This is a genomic window from Streptomyces sp. NPDC006430, from assembly GCF_040612395.1.
Taxonomy (GTDB): Bacteria; Actinomycetota; Actinomycetes; order Streptomycetales; family Streptomycetaceae; genus Streptomyces.
The window spans coordinates 26272-46969 of the sequence record NZ_JBEXQA010000011.1; the positions used below are offsets into that span (position 1 = coordinate 26272).

Annotated in this window: 20 protein-coding genes and 1 pseudogene; 8 read left to right on the forward strand and 13 right to left on the reverse strand. The window is 71.6% G+C overall.

Annotated elements, in window-relative coordinates:
• Positions 1 to 118 precede the first annotated feature (118 nt).
• Entirely contained in the window at positions 119 to 736 is a 618-nt protein-coding gene (locus ABZZ20_RS18065; RefSeq protein WP_356870896.1) for a flavin reductase family protein, read from the forward strand.
• A gap of 60 nt (positions 737 to 796) precedes the next feature.
• On the opposite strand, the gene ABZZ20_RS18070 is transcribed toward ABZZ20_RS18065, so the two are convergent.
• From ABZZ20_RS18070 to ABZZ20_RS18080, 3 genes are read right to left on the reverse strand one after another with little or no spacing between them, the layout of a single operon-like run.
• Complete coding sequence (locus tag ABZZ20_RS18070) at positions 797 to 1888, reverse strand: Zn-dependent alcohol dehydrogenase (protein ID WP_356870541.1); 1092 nt, start codon at positions 1886 to 1888, stop codon at positions 797 to 799.
• Complete coding sequence (locus ABZZ20_RS18075) at positions 1885 to 3087, reverse strand: acyl-CoA dehydrogenase family protein (RefSeq protein ID WP_356870543.1); 1203 nt, start codon at positions 3085 to 3087, stop codon at positions 1885 to 1887. The genes ABZZ20_RS18070 and ABZZ20_RS18075 overlap by 4 nt, the downstream gene beginning before the upstream one ends.
• A gap of 13 nt (positions 3088 to 3100) precedes the next feature.
• The gene (locus ABZZ20_RS18080; RefSeq protein ID WP_356870545.1) at positions 3101 to 4021 is read right to left on the reverse strand and encodes an SDR family NAD(P)-dependent oxidoreductase; all 921 of its coding nucleotides are present in this window, start codon (positions 4019 to 4021) and stop codon (positions 3101 to 3103) included.
• A gap of 119 nt (positions 4022 to 4140) precedes the next feature.
• On the opposite strand from ABZZ20_RS18080, the gene ABZZ20_RS18085 reads away from it, so the two are divergent.
• Positions 4141 to 5067 carry a cyclase family protein gene (locus tag ABZZ20_RS18085; protein ID WP_356870547.1) on the forward strand — a complete coding sequence of 309 codons (927 nt, stop codon included), beginning with the start codon at positions 4141 to 4143 and terminating at the stop codon, positions 5065 to 5067.
• 114 nt (positions 5068 to 5181) lie between these two features.
• Here the strand turns inward: ABZZ20_RS18085 and ABZZ20_RS18090 are convergent, their stop codons facing one another.
• Together ABZZ20_RS18090 and ABZZ20_RS18095 are read right to left on the reverse strand one after the other, a co-directional pair.
• Positions 5182 to 5352: a hypothetical protein gene (locus tag ABZZ20_RS18090; RefSeq protein WP_356870549.1), complete on the reverse strand. Its 171-nt coding sequence runs from the start codon at positions 5350 to 5352 to the stop codon at positions 5182 to 5184.
• Between the two features lie 76 nt (positions 5353 to 5428).
• Positions 5429 to 5779: a hypothetical protein gene (locus ABZZ20_RS18095; protein WP_356870551.1), complete on the reverse strand. Its 351-nt coding sequence runs from the start codon at positions 5777 to 5779 to the stop codon at positions 5429 to 5431.
• A gap of 252 nt (positions 5780 to 6031) precedes the next feature.
• On the opposite strand from ABZZ20_RS18095, the gene ABZZ20_RS18100 reads away from it, so the two are divergent.
• Positions 6032 to 7276 (forward strand): sensor histidine kinase, encoded by a 1245-nt coding sequence (locus tag ABZZ20_RS18100; RefSeq protein ID WP_356870553.1) that lies wholly within the window; start codon positions 6032 to 6034, stop codon positions 7274 to 7276.
• Complete coding sequence (locus tag ABZZ20_RS18105) at positions 7273 to 7926, forward strand: response regulator transcription factor (protein WP_356870555.1); 654 nt, start codon at positions 7273 to 7275, stop codon at positions 7924 to 7926. The genes ABZZ20_RS18100 and ABZZ20_RS18105 overlap by 4 nt, the downstream gene beginning before the upstream one ends.
• 169 nt (positions 7927 to 8095) lie before the next feature.
• Here ABZZ20_RS18105 and ABZZ20_RS18110 read toward each other — a convergent pair whose 3' ends face one another.
• The 4 genes from ABZZ20_RS18110 to ABZZ20_RS18125 form a co-directional block, all read right to left on the reverse strand.
• Positions 8096 to 8566 carry an ATP-binding protein gene (locus ABZZ20_RS18110; protein WP_356870557.1) on the reverse strand — a complete coding sequence of 157 codons (471 nt, stop codon included), beginning with the start codon at positions 8564 to 8566 and terminating at the stop codon, positions 8096 to 8098.
• 322 nt (positions 8567 to 8888) lie between these two features.
• Positions 8889 to 9896, reverse strand: coding sequence for an acyl-CoA dehydrogenase family protein (locus ABZZ20_RS18115; RefSeq protein WP_356870559.1), 1008 nt, complete (start codon positions 9894 to 9896; stop codon positions 8889 to 8891).
• A gap of 5 nt (positions 9897 to 9901) precedes the next feature.
• Positions 9902 to 11065, reverse strand: a complete 1164-nt coding sequence (locus tag ABZZ20_RS18120) for an acyl-CoA dehydrogenase (RefSeq protein WP_356870561.1) — start codon at positions 11063 to 11065, stop codon at positions 9902 to 9904.
• Positions 11065 to 12300, reverse strand: coding sequence for an amidohydrolase family protein (locus ABZZ20_RS18125; RefSeq protein WP_356870563.1), 1236 nt, complete (start codon positions 12298 to 12300; stop codon positions 11065 to 11067). The genes ABZZ20_RS18120 and ABZZ20_RS18125 overlap by 1 nt, the downstream gene beginning before the upstream one ends.
• Before the next feature lie 157 nt (positions 12301 to 12457).
• Between ABZZ20_RS18125 and ABZZ20_RS18130 the strand changes: the two genes are divergently transcribed.
• The gene (locus ABZZ20_RS18130; RefSeq protein WP_356870566.1) at positions 12458 to 14050 is read left to right on the forward strand and encodes an AMP-binding protein; all 1593 of its coding nucleotides are present in this window, start codon (positions 12458 to 12460) and stop codon (positions 14048 to 14050) included.
• A gap of 119 nt (positions 14051 to 14169) precedes the next feature.
• Here ABZZ20_RS18130 and ABZZ20_RS18135 read toward each other — a convergent pair whose 3' ends face one another.
• Complete coding sequence (locus ABZZ20_RS18135) at positions 14170 to 14688, reverse strand: EF-hand domain-containing protein (protein ID WP_356870568.1); 519 nt, start codon at positions 14686 to 14688, stop codon at positions 14170 to 14172.
• Positions 14689 to 14989: 301 nt separating this feature from the next.
• On the opposite strand from ABZZ20_RS18135, the gene ABZZ20_RS18140 reads away from it, so the two are divergent.
• Positions 14990 to 15568 (forward strand): sigma-70 family RNA polymerase sigma factor, encoded by a 579-nt coding sequence (locus ABZZ20_RS18140; protein WP_356870570.1) that lies wholly within the window; start codon positions 14990 to 14992, stop codon positions 15566 to 15568.
• Positions 15565 to 16818, forward strand: a complete 1254-nt coding sequence (locus ABZZ20_RS18145; RefSeq protein WP_356870572.1) for a maleylpyruvate isomerase N-terminal domain-containing protein — start codon at positions 15565 to 15567, stop codon at positions 16816 to 16818. Before ABZZ20_RS18140 ends, ABZZ20_RS18145 begins: the two co-directional genes overlap by 4 nt.
• Before the next feature lie 137 nt (positions 16819 to 16955).
• Here the strand turns inward: ABZZ20_RS18145 and purU are convergent, their stop codons facing one another.
• Together purU and ABZZ20_RS18155 are read right to left on the reverse strand one after the other, a co-directional pair.
• Positions 16956 to 17831 (reverse strand): formyltetrahydrofolate deformylase, encoded by an 876-nt coding sequence (gene purU, locus ABZZ20_RS18150; RefSeq protein WP_356870574.1) that lies wholly within the window; start codon positions 17829 to 17831, stop codon positions 16956 to 16958.
• A gap of 14 nt (positions 17832 to 17845) precedes the next feature.
• Complete coding sequence (locus ABZZ20_RS18155; RefSeq protein WP_356870898.1) at positions 17846 to 18292, reverse strand: hypothetical protein; 447 nt, start codon at positions 18290 to 18292, stop codon at positions 17846 to 17848.
• Between the two features lie 222 nt (positions 18293 to 18514).
• Between ABZZ20_RS18155 and ABZZ20_RS18160 the strand changes: the two genes are divergently transcribed.
• The gene (locus ABZZ20_RS18160) at positions 18515 to 19786 is read left to right on the forward strand and encodes an ABC transporter substrate-binding protein (protein ID WP_356870576.1); all 1272 of its coding nucleotides are present in this window, start codon (positions 18515 to 18517) and stop codon (positions 19784 to 19786) included.
• A gap of 24 nt (positions 19787 to 19810) precedes the next feature.
• Here ABZZ20_RS18160 and ABZZ20_RS18165 read toward each other — a convergent pair.
• Positions 19811 to 20698 (reverse strand): annotated as a pseudogene (locus ABZZ20_RS18165) (hypothetical protein); the annotation flags it as partial.

Sequence of the window (20698 nt, forward strand, 5' to 3'; positions counted from 1 at the left end):
CGCAATTGAACATGTTCAATCGATGCGGACGATACACCTTCCCGGGTCGCTCGTCCCGCGCCCCTTCCCATCTGACGCACCGTCAGCTTCAATCGGGAGCGTGATGGGACACGCAGGGATGGCGGCCACCGTCGTCCGATACCTCAGGTCGGTCGGCTCCCCCACGTCCGCCTCGTCGGAGCCGGACCCGGGCCACGTCGAAGTGCTGCCACGCCCCGATCTGCGGGCCGTCGGCGAGGGCGAACGCGCTCCCGTCAGCTCCGCCGAATTCCGGACCGTGCTCGGGCACTTCGCCAGCGGTGTCACGGTCATCACCGCCCCGCCGGCCGAGGGCGAGGACGCGCCGGCCGGCTTCGCCTGCCAGTCCTTCGCCTCGCTCTCCCTGGACCCGCCCCTGGTCACCTTCATGGTGGCCCGTACGTCGACCACCTGGCCGCGGATCGCCCGCGCCGGGGTGTTCTGCGTCAACATCCTGGGCGCCGAGCAGGGCGCGTTGTGCCGGACCTTCGCCGTCAGCGGCGCCGACAAGTTCGCCGGGGTCGGCCACACCCCCGCCCCCGCGACCGGATCGCCGCAGCTCGACGCCGTGCCCGCCTGGATCGACTGCCGCATCCACGCCGTGCACACCGGCGGGGACCACCTGATCGTGGTCGGCCGGGTCGAGGCCATGGGCGCGGCCGGCGAGGGCGACCCGCTCCTCTTCCACAAGGGACGCTTCGGCCGCTTCACCGGCTGACGCGCCGCCGCGGCTGCCGGAAGGGCCCCGCGGTGGCGGGGCCCCTTCCGGCTACCCCCGTCAGAAGGTGAGCACCCCCCGCGCCACCCGCCCGTGCCGGGCGTCGTCCACGGCCTTGGCGAAGTCCTCGACCGGGTAGACCTCCGTGACCAGTTCGTCGAGCAGCAGCCTGCCCTGCCGGTAGAGCTCGGCGTACAGCGCGATGTCCCGTTGCGGGCGGGAGGACCCGTACCGGCAGCCCATGATGGTCTTGTCCAGGTACATGGAGGAGACCGTGAAGGAGGCCTCCTCCTTGAACCCGGGCACGCCCAGCAGGATCGCCTGCCCGTGCCGGTCCAGGAGGTCGACGGCCTGGCGGATCAGCTTGACGTTGCCCACGCACTCGAAGGCGTGGTCGGCACCGGTGGGGAGGACCTCGCGGACCGCCGCCGAGGAGTCGGGAGGGGAGCCGGGCGAGGAATCCGCACGGACCGAGGCGTCGATGAAGTGCGTGGCCCCGAACTGCCGGGCCACCGCTTCCTTCGCCGGGTTCGCGTCCACCGCCACGATGGTCCTCGCGCCCGCGATCCGGGCGCCCTGGATCACGTTGAGCCCGATGCCGCCGGTACCGATGACGAGCACCGAATCGCCGTGGTCCACCCGCGCCCGGTTCAGTACGGCCCCCACGCCGGTCAGGACGCCGCAGCCGATCAGGGCCGCCGACGTCAGCGGAATGTCGTCCGGGATCTTCACCGCCTGGACGGCCTTGACGATGGTCCGCTCCGCGAACGCCGAGTTGGAGGCGAACTGGAACAGCGGCTTCCCGCCCCGCGAGAAGGGCTGCCCCGGCATCCCGATCGCCTTGCGGCACATGGTCGGCCGGCCCCGGTCGCAGTCCGCGCAGGCCCCGCAGTTGGCGAGCGTGGACAGTGACACGTGGTCCCCGGGAGCCACGTGCGTGACGCCCGCGCCCACCGCCTCGACCACGCCCGCGCCTTCGTGCCCCAGCACCACCGGCGGCGGGAACGGGATCGTCCCGTCGAGCACCGACAGGTCGCTGTGGCACAGCCCGGCCGCCGCGATCGCGACCAGCACCTCCCCCGGCCCCGGCTCCCGGACCTCCAGGTCATCGACCACCTGGGCCTGCTTGCCGTCGAACACGACGCCTCTCACCTGGGCTCCTTAGGCAGGCCGAGCACACGCTCGGCGATGATGTTCCGCTGGATCTCGTCCGAGCCGCCGTAGATCGTGTCGGCACGGGTGAACAGGAACAGGCGCTGCTCCTCGTCGAGTCCGCGCTCGTACGGCAGGTCGGGCACCCAGTCCGCCGGCCCGGCCGAGGCCGCGGCTCCGCGGACCGCCACCGCCAGCTCGCCGAGTCGCCGGTGCCAGCCGCCCCACAGCAGTTTGGCCACGCTCGGCGCCCCCGGATCTCCGGTGGTTCCCAGGGTCCGCAGGGCGTTCCAGCGCATGGTGCGCAGTTCGGCCCAAAGCCGCACGAGACGGTCGTGCAGGACGGGGTCCCCCGCGCCCGAGGCAGTGTGGGAGGCCAGGACGCGTTCCAGTTCCGCAGCGAAGCCGATCTGCTGGACCAGAGTGGAGACCCCGCGTTCCAGGGCGAGCAGCCCCATGGCCACGGCCCAGCCGTTGCCCTCCCCGCCGACGACCTCCGCGGCCACCGCCCCGTCGAAGAACACCTCGTTGAACTCCGAGGTCCCCGACATCTGACGGATCGGCCGCACGTCCACCCGCCCCGGCTGGTCCATCCGTACGAGCAGGAAGGACAGCCCGCGGTGGCGCCGGGACCCGGGCTCGGTCCGGGCCAGGACGAAGCACCAGTCGGCGTCCCGGGCCAGCGAGGTCCAGATCTTCTGCCCGGTGACCCGCAGCAGCCCGCCCGTTCCAGGACGGGGTTCCCGTACCGCCGTCGTACGGATGCCCGCGAGGTCGGATCCGGCGCCCGGCTCGCTGTACCCCTGGCACCACAGCTCCTCGCCCCGCGCGATGCCGGGCAGATAGCGTCCCTGCTGCTCCCGGGAGCCGTACGCGATGAGGGTCGGCGCGAGGAGGTTCTCCCCGATGTGGCCCACCCGGCCGGGGGCGCGCAGCGCCGCGTACTCCTCGGCCCAGACCACCTGGCCGGTGAGGGAGAGCCGCCGGTTCCCGTACCCCTCCACCTCCCAGCCCTGGCCGATCCAGCCGCCGCGGCCGAGCTCGCGCTCCCACGCGCGCCGGGCCGCGACCGCTTCGTGCTCGCTGCCGGGCCCACCGAGGCCGACGGCCTGTGCGTACGGGCCCGTGAGGTGCTCGGCGAGCCAGGCCCGGGCACGGGAGCGCAGCTCCTCGTCCTCGGCCCCGAAGCTGAAGTCCATGGCCGCCCCGCCCCTACGCGTTGGGGCGGTCCTTGGCGGCCGCCGCCTTGGCCATGGCCGCCAACTGCGCGAGCATCGGCATCGGGTCGGTGCCCACCGTCCCGGGCAGGAAGTCGGCGATCTTCTCGGGGGTCCAGGAGCCCTCGGCGTAGCCGGCGCGCAGCTCGCGCGGCTGCGCCCAGACGGCGATCTTCGGGCCGGCGATCGTGTAGACCTGCCCGGTGATCCTCTCGCCGTCGACGGCTACGGCCCGGTCGGAGAGGAGGTAGGTCACCAGGGCCGCCACGTCCTCGGGCTCGCCGATCTCCTTGAGCTCCATGGGGACGTTGGCGGACATCCGGGTCCGGGCGACGGGGGCGACGGCGTTGGCGGTGACCCCGTACTTGGCCAACCCGAGGGCGGCCGAGCGGACGAGGGAGATGATCCCGCCCTTGGCGGCGCTGTAGTTGGCCTGGGCGACGGAGCCCTGGTGGTTGCCGCTGGTGAAGCCGATGAGGGTGCCGGAGCCCTGGCGGCGCATGACGGCGGACGCGGCGCGGAAGACGGTGAAGGTGCCCTTGAGGTGGGTGGCGACGACCGGGTCCCACTCCTCCTCGGACATGTTGAACAGCATCCGCTCGCGCAGGATGCCGGCGACGCACACGACGCCGTCGATGCGGCCGTACTGCGCGAGGGCGGTGTCGACGATGCGCTGGCCGCCCGCCATGGTCGAGATGTCGTCGGCGACGGCGACGGCCTCGCCGCCCGCCGCGACGATCTCCTTCACCACGGCTTCGGCGATCTCGCTGGTGGGCTCGCCGCCCTCGATGCCGACTCCGTAGTCGTTGACGACGACCTTGGCGCCCTCGGCGGCTGCGGCGAGCGCCACGGCCCGTCCGATGCCCCGGCCCGCGCCGGTGACGGCCACGACCTTGCCTGCCAAGAAGTTCCCCACGCCGACCCCTTTCCGCGTTTTCTGACGGACCGTTAGATTCTAGGGGCAGCCCGACACGGCTGCACAAGCCCCCGTTCACTTCCGTCGCTCGCCGCCTGCTGCAAGGAGCTGATGAGGCCATGGGCATGCCCCCCGAGTTCCACGACATCGCCAAGCGCGTCAACAACTGGGGCCGCTGGGGCGCCGGCGACGAGATCGGCACCCTGAACCTGATCACCGACGAGGTCGTCCGGGCGGCTGCGGCCGAGGTCCGTTCGGGCCGCCGGATCCCGCTCGCGCTCCCGCTCAAGGAGGACGGGGTCCAGGTCGGCCTGATCCCCGGCCGGATCAATCCGTTGCACACGATGGTGCAGATCAACCAGGAGCTCTTCGGGCCGGGCACGGTGGCGTGCAGCGACGACGCCGTGACCATGGGCCTCCAGGCAGGGACGCACTGGGACGCCCTCACGCACGTTTCACACTCGGGGAAGATCTACAACGGCCGCCCGGCCGGCACCGTCACGGCGCACGGGCGGGCCGAGTTCAGCGGCATCGACAAGGCCGGGCACATCGTCTCGCGGGGCGTCCTGCTGGACGTGGCCCGCGCGAAGGGGCTGGACCGGCTGCCCGCAGGGCACGCGGTGACCCCCGAAGACCTGTCGGAGGCGGAGGAGTTCGGCGGGGTCACGGTCCGACCGGGAGACGTCGTAGTGGTCCGCACCGGCCAGATCCAGGTCTACCTGGCGGGCGACAAACACGGCTACGGCTTCCCCTCGCCCGGACTGTCCGTCCGTACGCCCGAATGGTTCCACGCGCGGGACGTGGCGGCCGTCGCCAATGACACCCTGACCTTCGAGATCTTCCCGCCGGAGATCGACAACCTGTGGCTGCCGGTGCACGCACTGGACCTGGTCGAGATGGGCATGCACCAGGGCCAGAACTGGAACCTGGAAAAGTTGTCCACAGCCTGTGCAGAAGAGAACCGTTACGGCTTCCTGCTCTCGGCCATGCCGGAACCCTTCGTCGGAGGCGTGGGCACCCCGGTCGCCCCGGTGGCCGTCCTATAGATCCAGCAGCCGCCCTCTGGACCCAGCAGTCGCCCGGCGCCCCACGCCCGGTAGAAGTCGATCACGGCGTCGGGGGTGACGGCCGGGACACTTCGGCAGGGCCTGCGGCGCTGGTCAGATCCAGGTCACTTGCCGGATGTAGACCCGTTCGTGGCGGGGCACGACGAGATATACGAAGAACCCGCCTCCGACGTGCGCCGTGTCGCCGCTCGGGCTCATCCCCTCGTACTTGGTTCCGTCGAGGTAGAAGGCTTCGGCCGCCCGAACCAGCTCATCGGCCTTCATCACGACCTCTACGACAAAGGCCGTGGTGAGTCGCCGAGGACGTATTCCTCGTCAGGGTCGTACTCCCACTTCCAGCTCACTCCGACACCGCCCGAGCAGCCTCTTCCTCCACAGCGCGGAGTTCGTCCATGGCCGGTCTGAAAGCAGGGTCGTTGCGGCCGGCGGTCCCCTGAATGGCCGCCAGGGCACGGCCGCGGCGTGCGGACAGGTCCGGTCGGCGCTCGATCTCCACCTCGGCGGCCCAATGGGTGAGCCAGTGCTGCAGGTGGCCGGCCTTGTTGCTGCTGATGGCTGCGGCAAGAGCTCGGTTCTTGTCCATCTCGTCCAGGCGGTGCGGGGCGACGCGGGCCAAGGCAACGCGGACGGCGTCGGGCGTGCGCTCAGGACGCGGAACGAGTTCGCCCCCGCGGTCGGGCTGTGTAGTCATGCTGTCCTCCAGGTAGGACCCCGGCCAGCGTATCCAGCCGGGCGTTGCAGTGCGGGCCAGAGGATGCGTCCAGGAGGCCGGTGCCCGTACGGAGGCAGTGTCGACATCGGGCACGCATTCATCCTGCGGTGGGAGGCGGCCGGCCGTCTCCCACCGCCTCGGGACAGCCCGATCGCGCCCGACACGCCTGACCTGCGGGATGCATCCCGCGGACCGATGTCCCGGGCAGTAGGCCGTGGTTAGGGTCGCGGCATGGACACCTCATCAGAGCACGTGGCCGGGGGCCGGCCGGCGCACCGGTGGCGGACCGCAGCACTGTGGGCGGGAGCCGGGCTGGTCACCCTCGCGCTGTCGAACCTCGCGCTGAAAGTGCCGCTCGGCTTCGGTAACCGGATCTTCGGCGTGGCGCCGCTCCTCGTGCTCCTCGCAGTGGTCACCGGAGCCCTGCTGGTACGGCGGGCCCCGCTGACCACCCTCGGTCTGATGCTCCTCGGCGTCTACCTCGTGATCTTCGTCGGCCGCGCTCCCGGGCTCACGCTCGCCGTGGTGCTGCCCGCCGCGGTGGCGCTCGGCACGGTCGCGGCCACCCGGTCCCGCCGGGTGGCCACGACCGCGGCGTGCCTCACCGTCCTGGCGCTGCTCACGGCCCAGTTCGCCCAACCCGTGAGCGGCTCCGCCCTCGTCCTCAGCCAGAGCCAGCTGCCGATCGTCGTGCTCGCCTGGCTGATCGGGGACTCGGTCCGGCGCGGCCGCGAGACCGCCGCGCAGGCGCACGCCCGCGCCACCGAGCAGGCCCTGACCGATGAGCGGCTGCGCATCGCCCGCGAGTTGCACGACATGGTCGCCCACAGCATCGGCGTCATCGCCATCCAGGCCGGGGTGGGCAGCCGGGTCATCGAGACGCAACCCGCGCAGGCCCGTGCGGCGTTGCGGGCCATCGAGGCCACCAGTCGCGAGACCCTCGCCGGTCTGCGCCGCACGCTGGTGGCCCTGCGCCGCAGCGAGCCCGCGTCCCTGGCGCCCGCGCCGGGGCTGGACGGCATCGACCGGCTCGCCGCGACCACGACGAGCGATACGGGCGTGCGCGTGGACGTGGTGTGGTCCGGGGAGCGTCGGCCGCTCCCGTCCGACATCGAGCTGGCCGCGTTCCGCATCGTGCAGGAGGCCCTGACCAACGTCGTCCGGCACGCGCACGCCGACAACTGCCGGGTGGGCATCGCGTACGGGCAGGAGGAACTGACCCTGGAGGTCACCGACGACGGGCGGGGCGCCGCGGGCGGAGCCCCAGCCGGGCCCACCTTCGGCCTCACCGGCATGCGGGAGCGCTCCGCCCTGCTGGACGGACGGCTGGAGGCGGGGCCGCGGCAGGAGGGCGGCTTCAGGGTGGCGGCCGTGCTGCCGTTGCCGCTGCCGTCGGAGTGCGCACAGCAGAGCGCACAGCAGAGCGCACAGGAACGGTCTTCGGACGGTGCTCCGGTGCGGGCGGAGGAGCGATGAGCCACATCCGCGTCCTGCTCGCCGACGACCAGCCGCTGATCCGGTCGGGGCTGCGTGTCCTGATGGCGGACACCCCGGACCTGGAGGTCGTGGGCGAGGCCACGAACGGCGCCGAGGCGGTCCGGCTGGCCGCCGCCCTCGCCCCCGACGTGGTGGTGATGGACATCCGGATGCCGGAGATGGACGGCATCGAGGCCACCCGCCGGGTCGCGTCCGGGCCCGGCGCCACCCGCGTGCTGATCCTGACCACGTTCGACGAGGACGACCACGTCTACGGGGCGCTGCGCGCCGGTGCGAGCGGGTTCGCCGTCAAGGACATGGCGCTGGACGACATCCTCGCGGCGGTGCGCGTGGTCGCCGCAGGCGACGCCCTGATCGCTCCGGGGGTCACGCGCCGCCTCATCGCGGACTTCGTCGGGGGTGCGGCGCCGGCCCCGAAGCGTTGTACGGGCATCACGGGTCGGGAGCAGGAGGTTCTGACGCTGGTGGGGCGCGGCCGGTCGAACAGCGAGATCGCGCAGGACCTCTTCATCACGGTGGCCACGACGAAGTCGCACGTGGCGCGGCTGCTGACGAAGCTGGACGCCCGGGACCGGGTGCAGCTAGTGATCAAGGCCTACGAGATGGGGCTGGTCACGCCGCCGCAGTGACAGCGGCGTGGCCCCAGCGGGTGGCGGCGTACGGTCGTGCACGCCCCGAGCGCGGCACGGCAGCCGCCACCCCACGACCCGCACTCGTCAAGGTCTGCCCTTGGCGTCCCCTCGCGACGAATCGCTCAAGACAAGGGTGATCAATAGTTGACGAACCGTCAACACCTCGTTAGAGGTAAGCACGCGGTTCCCGTGTCGACCCGCAGCCCCGGTTCTGCCGGTCAGGACGGTCCGTCGCGCGGTCCGCGGGCTTACCGGCGCGGTCGATCTCGCACCAGATCCGCTTCCCCGCACCCTCGCGCTGCCAGCCCCAGCGGTCGGCCAGCCCGTCCACCAGTTCCAGCCCGCGCCCGCCCGTGTCGTCCCCGCCGGCCTGCCGTCGGGCCGGGGCCCGGTCGCTCGCGTCGGCGACCTCGACCCGTACCCCGGGCCCGCCGAACAGCATCCGCAGGACGGCCGGGCAGCCGGTGTGCACGACCGCGTTGGTGACCAGCTCGGAGATCAACAAGATCAGCGTCTCGGCGAGCGGTTCGTCGTCCCCTATGCCCGACCCCGCCAGCCGTGACCGCGCCCAGCGGCGGGCCCGGCCGACCTCGGCGGGATCCGGTCCTACCTCCAGCTGAACCTGAAGCACCTGCACCGCTCACACCATCCGAACCGGCGGACACTTCGCCTCGCGACAGGACGGGATCACCGTGTGTGATCCCCTTCTGGAGCAGCATGGTTGACATACAGTCACCACAACAAGCGCTTCGGGCATATTCCAGCGCGAAGGAGTAGGCGTGCTGCATACTGTGCGACGCTCACGCCGCTCAACCGCTCGCATTCCCGGGAGCGTACCGGAGCAGGCCCCCGCGTCCGGGCCGCAAGGGGCCGGGCCAAGGACACAAACCGATATCAACTCTCTGTAATCGGACATGCGTCCCGCACCGTTCCTCCCGTACCCGTTCCGTGACAGCCAGCTACGGCGCAGCGGCGAGCAGCTCCTCCGCGAGCACTTCCTCCGCCTCGCTCGCCGTCCTCCACTGCTCGGCCCGCACCCAAGCCCGCTTGAGGTACAGATGGACATCTGCCTCCCAGGTGAAACCCATTCCGCCGTACACCTGGAGACAATCCCGGGCGTTGTGCACGGCGGCCTCGTCGGCGAGCAGCTTGGCCGCGGCGATCTCACCCGTGATCCCGCCGGCATTGGCGCCCGTGATCCCGCCCGGGGCCGCGCCCGCGCTCCCCCCGGGGCCGGCGTCCTCGGCCGCCTCCGCCACGGCCGCCTCCGCCACGACCGCCGCCGCGTAGACCGCCGTACGGGACACCTCCGCCCGCACCAGCATCTGCGCGCACACGTGCTTGACCGCCTGGAACGCCCCGATCGGCTGCCCGAACTGCTCGCGCTCCTTCGCGTACCGCACCGCCAGTTCCACCGTGCGCAGCGCGCTGCCCACCTGGAGGGCTGCCGTGAGCAGCGCTCCCTCGTCGCGGTACGCACCGCAATCCCCCGATGCGTACCGCGCCGCCCCCGCCGCCACCCGGTGCAGCGGCGTGAGCGGGTCCACGGAACGCACCGGGTCGCCCGGGGGGAGCAGCGGTACGCCGAGCACCGCGTCCGCCTCCGCGAGATGGGCCACCAGCGGCCCGCCCAGGTCGAAGGCGGTCACCACGGCGGTCCCCTCGGCAGCTCCCGGAACGACCCCGGCCGCGAGGTGCGTCGCGACCAACGGCCCCGGCAGCAGTGCCCGCCCGGCCTCCTCGAAGGCGAGGACCGCCTCCGGCAGCCCGAGTCCGACTCCGCCCTGAGCCTCCGGGAGCCGCAGGGCGAAGAACCCGGCCGCGCCGAGCTCCCGCCACAGCTCCCGGTCGACACCGGCCCCGGCGTCCACCGAGGCGCGCAGCGCCGCCCGCCCGTACCGGCCCGCCAGCAGGTCGCGCACGCCGGCCCGCAGGTCCCGCTGCGCCTCGGTCGGTTGGAAGTCCACGGCGCTCACCGGCCCTTCGGGAGGCCGAGGATCCGCTCGGCGACGATGTTCCGCTGGATCTGCGAGGTGCCCGCGGCAATCGTGTACGAGAGGGACGAGAGCCGGTCCTGCACCCATGCCCCGTCCAGTGCGAGGGAGTCCGCGCCCAGCACCTCGGCCGCGGTGTCGTACAGCTCCTGCCGCGCGTGCGAGTAGGCCAGCTTGAAGACGGAGCCGCCGGTGCCGGGGACCCCGCCGGAGCGCTCCGACTCGCTGACGTTCCACTGGGTGAGCCGCCACAGGGCGCCGAACTCCCCGTACAGCCGGCCGAGCCTGCGCCGGAGCACCGGGTCGTCCCAGCGGCCGTTCTCCTTCGCGGTGCGCGCGAGCTCGCCCAGGGTGCGGCGGCAGGCGACGACCTCGCCGACGAAGGCGGTCCCCCGCTCGAAGGAGAGGGTGACCATGGTGACGCGCCAGCCGTCGTTCTCCGCGCCGACCCGGTGGTCGACCGGGACTCGCACCTCGTCGAGGAACACCTCGGCGAACTCCGTGGACCCCGCGAGGGTGCGCAGCGGCCTGACCGTGACGCCGGGGGCGTCCATGGGCAGCGCGAGCCAGGAGATCCCCCGGTGCTTGGGGACGGTCTCGCTGACGGGCTGCGTCCGCACCAGCAGTTCGCACCAGTCGGCGACCTCCGCGTGCGAGGTCCAGATCTTCGCCCCGGTGATCACGTAGTCGTCGCCGTCGCGCACGGCGCGCGTACGCAGTGAGGCCAGGTCGGAGCCGGCGTCGGGCTCGCTGAAGCCCTGGCACCACACCTCGTCCCCACGCAGTACGGGCGGCAGCCAGCGCGCCCGCTGTGCGGCGGTGCCCTCGGCGGCGATGGTCGGGCCGGCGTGCAGGAGCCCGACGAAGTTGGCGCCGACGTACGGGGCCCCGGCGCGCTCGGTCTCCTCCAGGAAGATCAGGTGCTGGGTGGGGGTGGCACCGCGTCCGCCCGCCTCCACGGGCCAGTGGAGCCCGGCGTACCCGGCGTCGTACAGCCTGCGCTGCCAGCCGAGGTCGTACGCGCGCCGCCCCGGCCAGTCGCCGGGGGACGGCTTGGCGGGCAGCTCGGGCAACGTCTTGGCGAGCCAGGCGCGCAGTCCGGCCCGGAACCCCTGTTCCTCCTCGGTGTAGGTGAGGTCCACTAGCGGGCCGCCCGCAGGTCCTTGCCGTCCCGGTCGAGTTTCCGGTCGCGGTCCAGGTCGAGGCCGAGCATGCGGATCGCGTTGCCGCGCATCAGCTTGTAGACGGTCTCCTCGTCGAGGCCTGCGACGTGGTCCAGGGCGACTTCCTTGGTGTGCGGGAAGGTCGAGTCCACGTGGGGGTAGTCGGTCTCGAAGGTGGCGTTGTCGCGGCCGACGACGTCGAGCGAGGCGATGCCGTGCTTGTCGCGGAAGAAGCAGCAGAACATCTGCCGGTAGTAGTACGTGGACGGCGGCTCGGGGATCAGGTCGCGGACCCCGCCCCAGGCGCGGTGCTCCTGCCACACGTCGTCGGCGCGCTCCAGTGCGTACGGGATCCAGCCCATCTGGCCCTCGCTGTAGGCGAGTGTGAGGGTCGGGAACTTGACCAGCACACCGGAGAAGAGGAAGTCCATCATCGAGGCCATGGCGTTGTTGAAGCTCAGCGAGGCCTGGACGGCGGGCGGTGCGTCGGGGGAGGCGGCGGGCATCTGGGAGCTGGACCCGATGTGCATGTTGACGACGGTCCCGGTCTCCTGGCAGGCGGCGAAGAAGGGGTCCCAGTACCCGGAGTGGATGGACGGCAGTCCCAGGTAGGTGGGGATCTCGGAGAAGGTCACGGCGCGGACCCCGCGGGCGGCGTTGCGCCGGATCTCCGCGACCGCCAGGTCGATGTCCCAGAGCGGGATGATGCACAGCGGGATGAGCCGGCCGCCGCTGTCGCCGCACCACTCCTCGACCATCCAGTCGTTGTACGCGCGCACGCAGGCGAGGGCGACCTCCTTGTCGTGCGCCTCGGCGAAGGTCTGGCCGCAGAAGCGCGGGAAGGTCGGGAAGCACAGGGAGGCCTCGACGTGGTTGAGGTCCATGTCGGCGAGCCGCGCCTTGGGGTCCCAGCAGCCGCGCCGCATCTCCTCGCGGGTGATGCCCTCCAGGGTCATGTCGTCGCGGTCGAAGCCGACGGCGGCGATGTTGCGCTTGTACGGGAACTTCAGGTCCTCGTAGATCCACCAGTCGGTGGGCGGGCCGGCGGGGTCCATGGAGATCACGTACTTGCCGCCCGTGTACTCCAGCTCGCCGATGCCCGCGGTGAGCGCCTTGGGCCCACGGTCGCGGTACTTGGCCGGCAGCCACACGTCGAAGAGGTGTGCGGGCTCGATCACGTGGTCGTCGACGCTGATGATCCGAGGCAGTTCCATGGTGTCCCCTCGCCGCAAGTCGAATGCATCCGCTAAATCTGATGGTGCGTCAGAAACGCGTCGGCTCCAAGCTAGCCCGTGACCCCTGGACCGACAAGCGTCCGAGCCCTACGCTCTGCCGGTGATCTGACTATCCGTCAGCTACGGGAGGTTTGGGATGCCGGACACCAGGGGCACGGCGATACGGCTGAGCAAGTCCCCCACCCTGTGGGAGCTGATCGTCCGGCGCGCCGCACTGACCCCCGACGCCCCCGTGCTCGTCCAGGCGGCCGAAGACCCGGCCGACGACCGGACGCTGAGCTTCGGGGAACTGCGCGAGCGCGCGGAGCGCGCGGCGGCCGGCCTGTACGAGAGGGGCGTGCGCCCGGGCACGGTCGTCGCCTGGCAGCTGCCGACCCGGATCGAGACGGTCCTGTTCTCCCTCGCCCTGGCCCGGATCGGGGCCGTCCAGACGCCGGTGATCCCCTTCTACCGGGACCGTGAGGTGGGCTTCGCCCTGCGGGAGTCCAAGGCCGAGTTCTTCGCCGTACCGGGCCTCTGGCGCGGCTTCGACCACACGGTGATGGCCGAACGGCTCGGCGCGCGCGGCGTCCTTCGCATCTACGAGGCAGCGGACCTCCCGGACGGGGACCCCGCCGTGCTCCCGGACCCGCCCGGCGAGGGAACCTCAGTACGGTGGATCTACTGGACCTCCGGCACCACCTCGGACCCCAAGGGCGTCCTGCACTCCGACCGCTCGCTGATCGCGGGCGGCTCCTGCCTGGCCCACGCCCTACACCTGGGCCCGACCGACGTCGGCTCGATGGCCTTCCCCTTCGCGCACATCGCCGGCCCCGACTACACGGTGATGCTGCTGCTCTACGGGTTCCCGGCGGTGCTGTTCGAGAAGTTCGCGATGCCGGACGCACTGGACGGCTACCGGCGCCACGGGGTCACGGTGGCGGGCGGCTCCACGGCCTTCTACTCGATGTTCCTCGCGGAACAGCGCAAGGCCCCCGCGACCCCGCTCATCCCCACCCTGCGCCTCCTCGCGGGCGGCGGGGCCCCGAAGCCGCCCGAGATCTACCACGCGGTGGTCCGCGAAATGGGCTGCCAGCTGACCCACGGCTATGGCATGACCGAGGTCCCGATGATCACCATGGGCTCCCCGGACGACACCCCCGAACGACTCGCCACGACCGAGGGCCGCCCACCGGCGGGCATGTCGATCCGCATCACGACCGCGGACGGCACTCCGCTGCCCCCGGACACGGACGGCGAGGTCCGGCTGCGCGGCGAGGCCGTCTGCCGGGGCTACCTGAACCCGGACCACTCGGCGGAGGTCTTCGACGCCGACGGCTACCTGATCACCGGCGACCTCGGCCACCTGACGCAGGACGGCTACCTGGTCCTCACCGGCCGCAGCAAGGACGTCATCATCCGCAAGGGCGAGAACATCTCTGCGAAGGAGATCGAGGACCTCCTGCACCTGCTCCCGGGCATCGGCGACGTGGCCGTGATCGGACTCCCGGACCCGGAGCGCGGCGAACGCGTCTGCGCGGTGGTGGAACAGCCCCCGGGCACGCTGCCCCTGACCCTGCCGCAGCTGACGTCCCATCTCCGCGCCCAGGGCCTGGCCCCCCACAAACTCCCGGAACAACTGGAGCTGGTCGACGCCCTCCCGCGCAACGACGCCCTGCGCAAGGTCCTGAAGTACAAGCTCCGCGAACGCTTCGCGCAGGGCCACGGACCGGGCCGGCACGTCGACTGAAGGGTCTCCCGTCGAAGCCGCCGCCTCCTTGTGCCGTGGGCAGCAGGAGGTTGCGATCGCGGGACGGAGCACCGTGCGGCACGCCGGCCGAACGGTGCTCCGAGGACCTGGAGCGCAGGCTACGCGTCGGGGGCCTCCACACCGCAGTAGCCCGCGAAGGCCGACAGGACCTCGTCCTCCAAGAGGCGACCGTCGCCGTCCCCGTCCAGGGCCGTCGCGACCTGGCCGGCCGTCTCCGGCGCGATGCCCAGGACGCGCAGGACACGGGCCGCCGCCGTCGGGGTCGCACCGCGGCCGTCCTCGTCCGCCACCGCGATCACCGCGCGCAGGAACGGGCGCGCGATCTCGGCGAACCGCTGCGGGTTGTCCCGCAGTCGCTTCGCCGCCCCGGTGATGAACTCCTCGCGGGTCACCCGCTGGTCCCCGTCGACGTCGGCGATCCCGGCCATGCCCTGCCAGAACGCCTCCGCGCCTGCGAAGACGGCCTGGCCCTTGTCCGACCGTGCGGTGGTGCCGAATTCGGCCAGCACCGCCTTCGCAGCCACGCTGAAGTCCTCCCGGTCGATATAGCCGTTCCCGTCCTGGTCGAAGGTGGCGAATCGGGCGGCGATCTTGCGCTCGTATTCTGCGCTGTCCATATTCGGCGTTCCGCCTTCACGTGTGCGGTGGGGTGCAGTTCAAGACAAGCCAGGAGCGTAAGGCCTACGTGGCCGACACGTTAAGCGAAGTCATCAAGGAGGTGGCCGCATCGAACCCGCGCACGGGAAGCGCGGCGGGGCGCGTACACCCGTACCCCTGTGCCGCGAACCGCCCCACGGTGCACAACCCGCAACGCCCCTATCACGCAGGGCACTCGCCCAGCGCGAGCTTCCCCCAAAACGGGCGCGATCGCCCCGTGGCCATTACATTCGTTGGGTCAACACACGGCTGGGGGCAGCTATGCCGAAGGACGTACCACCGCGCTGGGACCGCCGCATGCAACAGCGCCTCGCCCGCGGCGAAGCCGCCGCGCTCGGGGAGCTGTACGACCGCTTCGCCTCGCTCGTGCACAGCCTGGCGCACCGGGTCCTCGGCGACGAGAAGGCGGCGGACCGGATCACCCGCGAGGTGTTCGGCTACATCTGGGAGAACCCGGACGCGTACGACCCCAAACAGGGCTCCATGCGTTCCTGGGTCGCCCGGATCGCCCAGGGCCAGGCCGTGGCCCGACTGCGCCAGGCAGAACTGGGCCGCGGCTCGCACGAGGAACTCGAACAGAAGGTGCGCAGCGCCCGTACCGCCGCCCGCGCGGACTACATCGTCACGTCCATGCCCGCGCCGCTGCGGGCCGCCCTGGAACTCGCGTACTTCAAGCGCCGCGACTACCGGCAGGCCGCAGCCGACCTCCAGATCAGTGAGGACGAGGCCCGGCGGCGACTGCGCCTGGGGCTCCAGCTGCTGTCGAGCGCCCACGTCCTCCCGCATGAGGACACCGCTGCGCCCGGATACGGCCCCCCTGGATACGGAACGCCCCGATGAACGGTCCCGCCGAGTCGCCCGACGACGGTTACGAGGAGCTGCCGCCCGGCCGTTCGGCCCGCATACCGGGTCCGCGCGGGGCCGCCGACGACCTCGACCCGCGGCACGCGCCGCAGCCCCTCCCGCCGCCCCCTGCCGCGCCGGCGCCGCCTCCGCGGTCCCACGGGGTGCTCAAGTCCCTGCTCGGCGCGTGGGCGTTGTCCGCGTGCTCCGCCGAGGAGACGCAGGCCGTGGAGGACCACCTCACCGAGTGCGCGCCCTGCGCGGAGGAGGCACTGCGGCTGCGCGACGCCGTGGGGCTGCTGCACCCGGAGGAAAGCCTGGACCTCAAGCCGCTGCTGCGGTCGCGGGTGCTGGAGGACTGCCTCGGCAAGCGGCCGGCCCGCATCCCGCTGCCGGCGTGGGCGAGCCCGTACGACACCGAGACGGCGCGGCTGGACGCGCTGCTGCGGGACTTCGGCGACGCGGAGTGGCAGACCCCGGTGCCGCTGAAGTGGTTCGAGGAGGAACGGCAGCGGTCGCGCCGGACCACCGTGGCCGGTGTGATCGGACACCTGCTCACGGTGGACGGGCTGATCGCGGCGGCGCTGGGACTCGACGACCCGCTGGGCCCGGACGCGCCGACGGACGCCACGAGCCGTACGGAGCGCTACTGGAGCTCTGCCGGGCAACCGATCAGCCGGCAGGTCCGTGAGCCGTGGCGGGAACAGGGCCACACGCTGGTGCGGACGGTATCGTTCGCCGGTCGGGGCGTGGCGGAACTGTCCGTGCACTACGGGGCCTTCGCGCTGCCGCTCGGGGACGCCTTCCTGGAACGGGCCTTCGAGTGCTGGGTGCACGCGTGGGACATCGCGGAGGCGGTGCACTACCCGTACGACCCGCCCTCCGGGCCCCATCTGAACCAGATGATCGACCTGGCGGCCCGGCTCCTGCCGAGCGCGCTGGCCCACCGGCGCCGGGCGGGCCTCGCGGCCCCGGCCCGCGGACTGGTCGCGGCGGGCGCACCCGGCCGGACCCTGCACCTGGAGATCGAGGGGGCGGGCGGCGGCAGCTGGGACATCGCCCTGGACTCCCCGGCGGCGAAGCCCTCACCGGAACACACGGTGGCGCAGATCGCACTGGACGGCGCCGAGTTCTGCCAGCTGGCGGCGGGCCACATCTCGCCGGAGGAGGCGGCCGTGGGCCAGCACGGCGACCGCGAGGCGATCCGTGACGTCCTCTTCGCCGCAGCCTCCCTGAGCCGCCTCTAGGCGCTGGGGCCGGAGAGCTTTGCCGGTGGGCCCGCGGCGTCCGGTGCCCGGCCCTGCCGGGCCTCTTCCGCGATCGCCGACGGGGCCGACAGCAGGGCCCGGAAGGGGTGGGCGGAGGCCCGGGGCCCGGGGCGCGGCTACGCGAAGACGACCGTGCGGGCGCCGTTCAGCAGCACGCGGTGCTCGCTGTGCCACTTCACCGCTCGCGCCAGCGCCTGGCATTCCACGTCGCGCCCGATCGCCACCAGCTGGTCCGGCGTCACCTCGTGGCCCACCCGCTCGACCTCCTGCTCGATGATCGGGCCCTCGTCCAGGTCGGCCGTCACGTAGTGCGCGGTCGCACCGATCAGCTTCACGCCCCTCGCGTGCGCCTGGTGGTACGGCTTCGCGCCCTTGAAGCTCGGCAGGAAGGAGTGGTGGATGTTGATGATCCGCCCGCTCAACTCCTTGCACAGGTTGTCCGACAGCACCTGCATGTACCGCGCCAGAACCACCAGCTCCACGTTCTCGGCGCGCACCAGCTCCAGGACCTGGGCCTCCGCCTGCGCCTTCGTCTCCTTCGTCACCGGGATGTAGTGGAAGGGGATGTCGTACGAGCGGACGAGTTCCTCGAAGTCGGTGTGGTTCGAGACCACCGCCGCGATCTCCACCGGCAGCGCCCCGATCCGCGTACGGAACAGCAGGTCGTTCAGGCAGTGGCCGAACTTCGACACCATCAGCACGATGCGCATGCGCTCGTCGGAGCGGTGGATCTGCCAGTCCATCCGGAACGAGTCACCGATGGCGGCGAAGCTGGCCCGCAGTTTCTCCACGGTCACCGTCGCCTCGGCCGAGAAGTGGACCCGCATGAAGAAGAGGCCGGTGTCGTGGTCGCCGAACTGGCGGCTGTCCTCGATGTTGCATCCGGTCATGAAGAGGTAACTGGACACGGCATGCACGATGCCCTGCTTGTCGGGGCAGGACAGGGTCAGTACGTACTGTTCGGGGGCCTGGGGCTGCGGGTCGTCGCTCATGACCCCACAGCCTTTCATACTGCGCGGGTGAGGATCCTCAGCACTTCCAGCGACCGCGGGGCAGCGTCCGGATCGTCCCCGTCCGCGCTCGCCAGCCGTACGTGCGCCTCTCGCGCGGCGCGCACCGCCTCGGGCCAGGCGTGGTGCTCCAGGTAAGCCGAAACTGCGGCGTCGGGGCCGACCTGGTGCAGGATCCGCAGCACCCGCAGCACCGCGAGGTCCACGAGCGTGGCCTCCTGGGAGTCGCGGAAGATCGTGCCGACGTACTTCTCGGCGGACCAGCTGTCGAGCCAGGTGTCCTCGACGAGCCGGTACACGGCGTCGGTGACGTCCCCGTATCCCTCGACGCCGGCGAGCCAGGTCTCCTCATGGAAGACCGGATCGGAAAGCATGTGGAGCGCCGAGCGCACGTTGCTGCGCCAGCGCCACCACGGCATGTCGTTCAGGGGCATGCCGCCCATGGTGGAGGAGCGGCCACCTCGGCGGGAAGAGTTCTTCGAACCTTGGGCGAATGTCACGCATTCGATCGTACGTTCACCACTTGCGTGATCTTGAAGCACCTGTGCGTCACCGCATCCCGCCCGGACCCCGCCCCGAGTGACCCCAGTATTTAACCCGGCCGTCACCCACTGTTGCTCCTCCCTCACACCTCAGTTACCCGCGGGGCGGAAGCGTGCATCAACATGACCGAACGGCACACAGCACGCTTCCCCCGCACCGTGACGGCAACGGCGATGGGTGCATGTCTCCTCGTCGGATGTGGGGTGCTCCCCGGGGGCTCGACGAGCCCCGGGGACACCATCACGGTCATGACGTTCGCACCACAGGACACCAAGGCGACCAACATGCCGGGAATGCCCGGCATGGCCAAAGCCTACGAGGCCTGGGTCAACTCCAAGGGCGGCATCAACGGCCGCAAGCTGCGCGTCCTGACCTGCAACGAGAAGAACACGGCGAACGGCGCAGCCGAATGCGCCCGCAAGGCCATCGCCGAGAAGGCCGTCGCGGTCGTCGGCTCGTACAGCCAGCACGGACGCGCCTTCATGGCCCCGCTGGAGTCCGAAGGCATCCCCTTCATCGGCGGCTACGGGGTCTCCTCCGAGGAGTTCCAGAGCACCCTCTCCTACCCCGTCAACGGCGGCCAGCCCGTGCTGCTCGCCGGCGCCGGACACCAGTTGGGCCGGGCCTGCAGCCAGGTGGCCATCGTCCGCCCCGACACCCTCGCGGGCGACTCCCTGCCCGTCCTGCTCAATGCCGGACTCAAGGCCAACAAGATGCCCGAGGCCGAGGACATCCAGGCCGCGGAAGACTCCGCGGACTACGTGCCGCAGGCCCGCGAGGCACTCGCCACGTCCTCCGGCGGGAAGGACCGGGGCTGTGTGACGGCCGTGCTCGGCCAGCGCACGGAGACGTTCTTCGACGCCTTCCGCCGGGCCGACGACAAGCACAAGAACCCGCAGATCTCCTCGGTGCTGGGCAGTGTCAGCCAGGCACTGGTCGACCGCACCGGCGGCAAGGAGAGCCCCTTCGAGGGCGCCTACCTCACCAGCTGGTACCCGGTGGCAGCCGATCCGCTGTGGGAGCCGATGCGGAAGGTGATCGCCGAGTACGCCTTCGGCAACGACTCCGTGGACCCGGACGACAGCGGCACGCAGACCACCTGGATCGCGTACACCGTGCTGAACGAGACCCTGAAGCGCTTCAAGCCCGGAGACGAGATCACCGCGCGCAAGGTGGCCCGCACCCTGAACCAGTCGGAACCCGTCAAGACCGGCGGCCTGACCCCGGACCTGAGCTGGCGCTACAAGGACATGCGCGCCGTCGCCGGTTTCCCGCGCATCGTGAACGGGCGGGTCACCTTCCAGGTCGTCCAGGCGGGCCGGCTCGTCGCCCAGCAGGGCGAGCAGTCGATGGACATGACCCAGACCCTGGAACAGGCCCCTCGCGCGGCATGACCCCCGCCCCCGTACCTACCCCTTCTAGAGCTGGGACTTGTCCCGCTTGGTGAGGCCGTACTTGGCCGCGATCGTGTTCCACATGGTCGCGGCCGACTCCTTCGCCCGGGTCGCCTCGCCGCTCGCCTTGTTGCCGTCGGACGCGTTGCCGGTGGACTTGGCCTGCCCGTCCTTGCAGCCCTTCTTCTCGCCAGCCACGTCGTCCGCCCAGGACGCGTAGCTGTTGTCGGCCGCCGCGGACGACTGCCAGGCCTTGGTGAGGGCGGCAGCCAACTTCGCGTTGTCCGGAAGCTGGTCCATCTTGAGGTCCTGGAGGCGGGTGACGAGCTCCTCGCGCTGGCGGGCCGCGTCGCGCAGATCGCTGGCCGCCTGGCCGAGGTTGCGGCAGCCCTTGATGTCGTCGACGGCACGGATCACGGAGGCGCGACTGTCGTTGCTGTCCGCGAGGAGCTTGTCCAGCTGGACGGCCTGGGACCGGGCCGGATCCACCGGAGCCTCGCCGCCGGCCGCGGCCGAACTCCCGGCGCTGGGGGTGGCGGCGACGGCGGCGGGGTCGTTGTTCTGCGCCTTGCCGTCGCTGAGCAGGGCACCGACGCCGAGCCCGACGACGGCCAGGCCGATGACGACGGCGGCGATCACGCCGGGCGGCACCCGCCGCGGAGTCTCGGGCGGGGGCGGCGGCGGTGCGTACTGCAGGTGCGGCTGGAACTGTTGGGGCTGGGGCTGCGCCTGGCCCGGTACGGGCCGCTGCCCGCGGGGCGGATACCCCCGCGGCGGCGGCTGCCGCAGCACCGGCTCCTGTACCGGAGGCAACTGCTGCGTGTGACCGGCGTCGGCGGCGTCCTCACGGAAGAGGGCGTCGAACCCGTCGGTGACGGGCGGTATGTACTGCGTGGCCGCCTCGTCATGCGC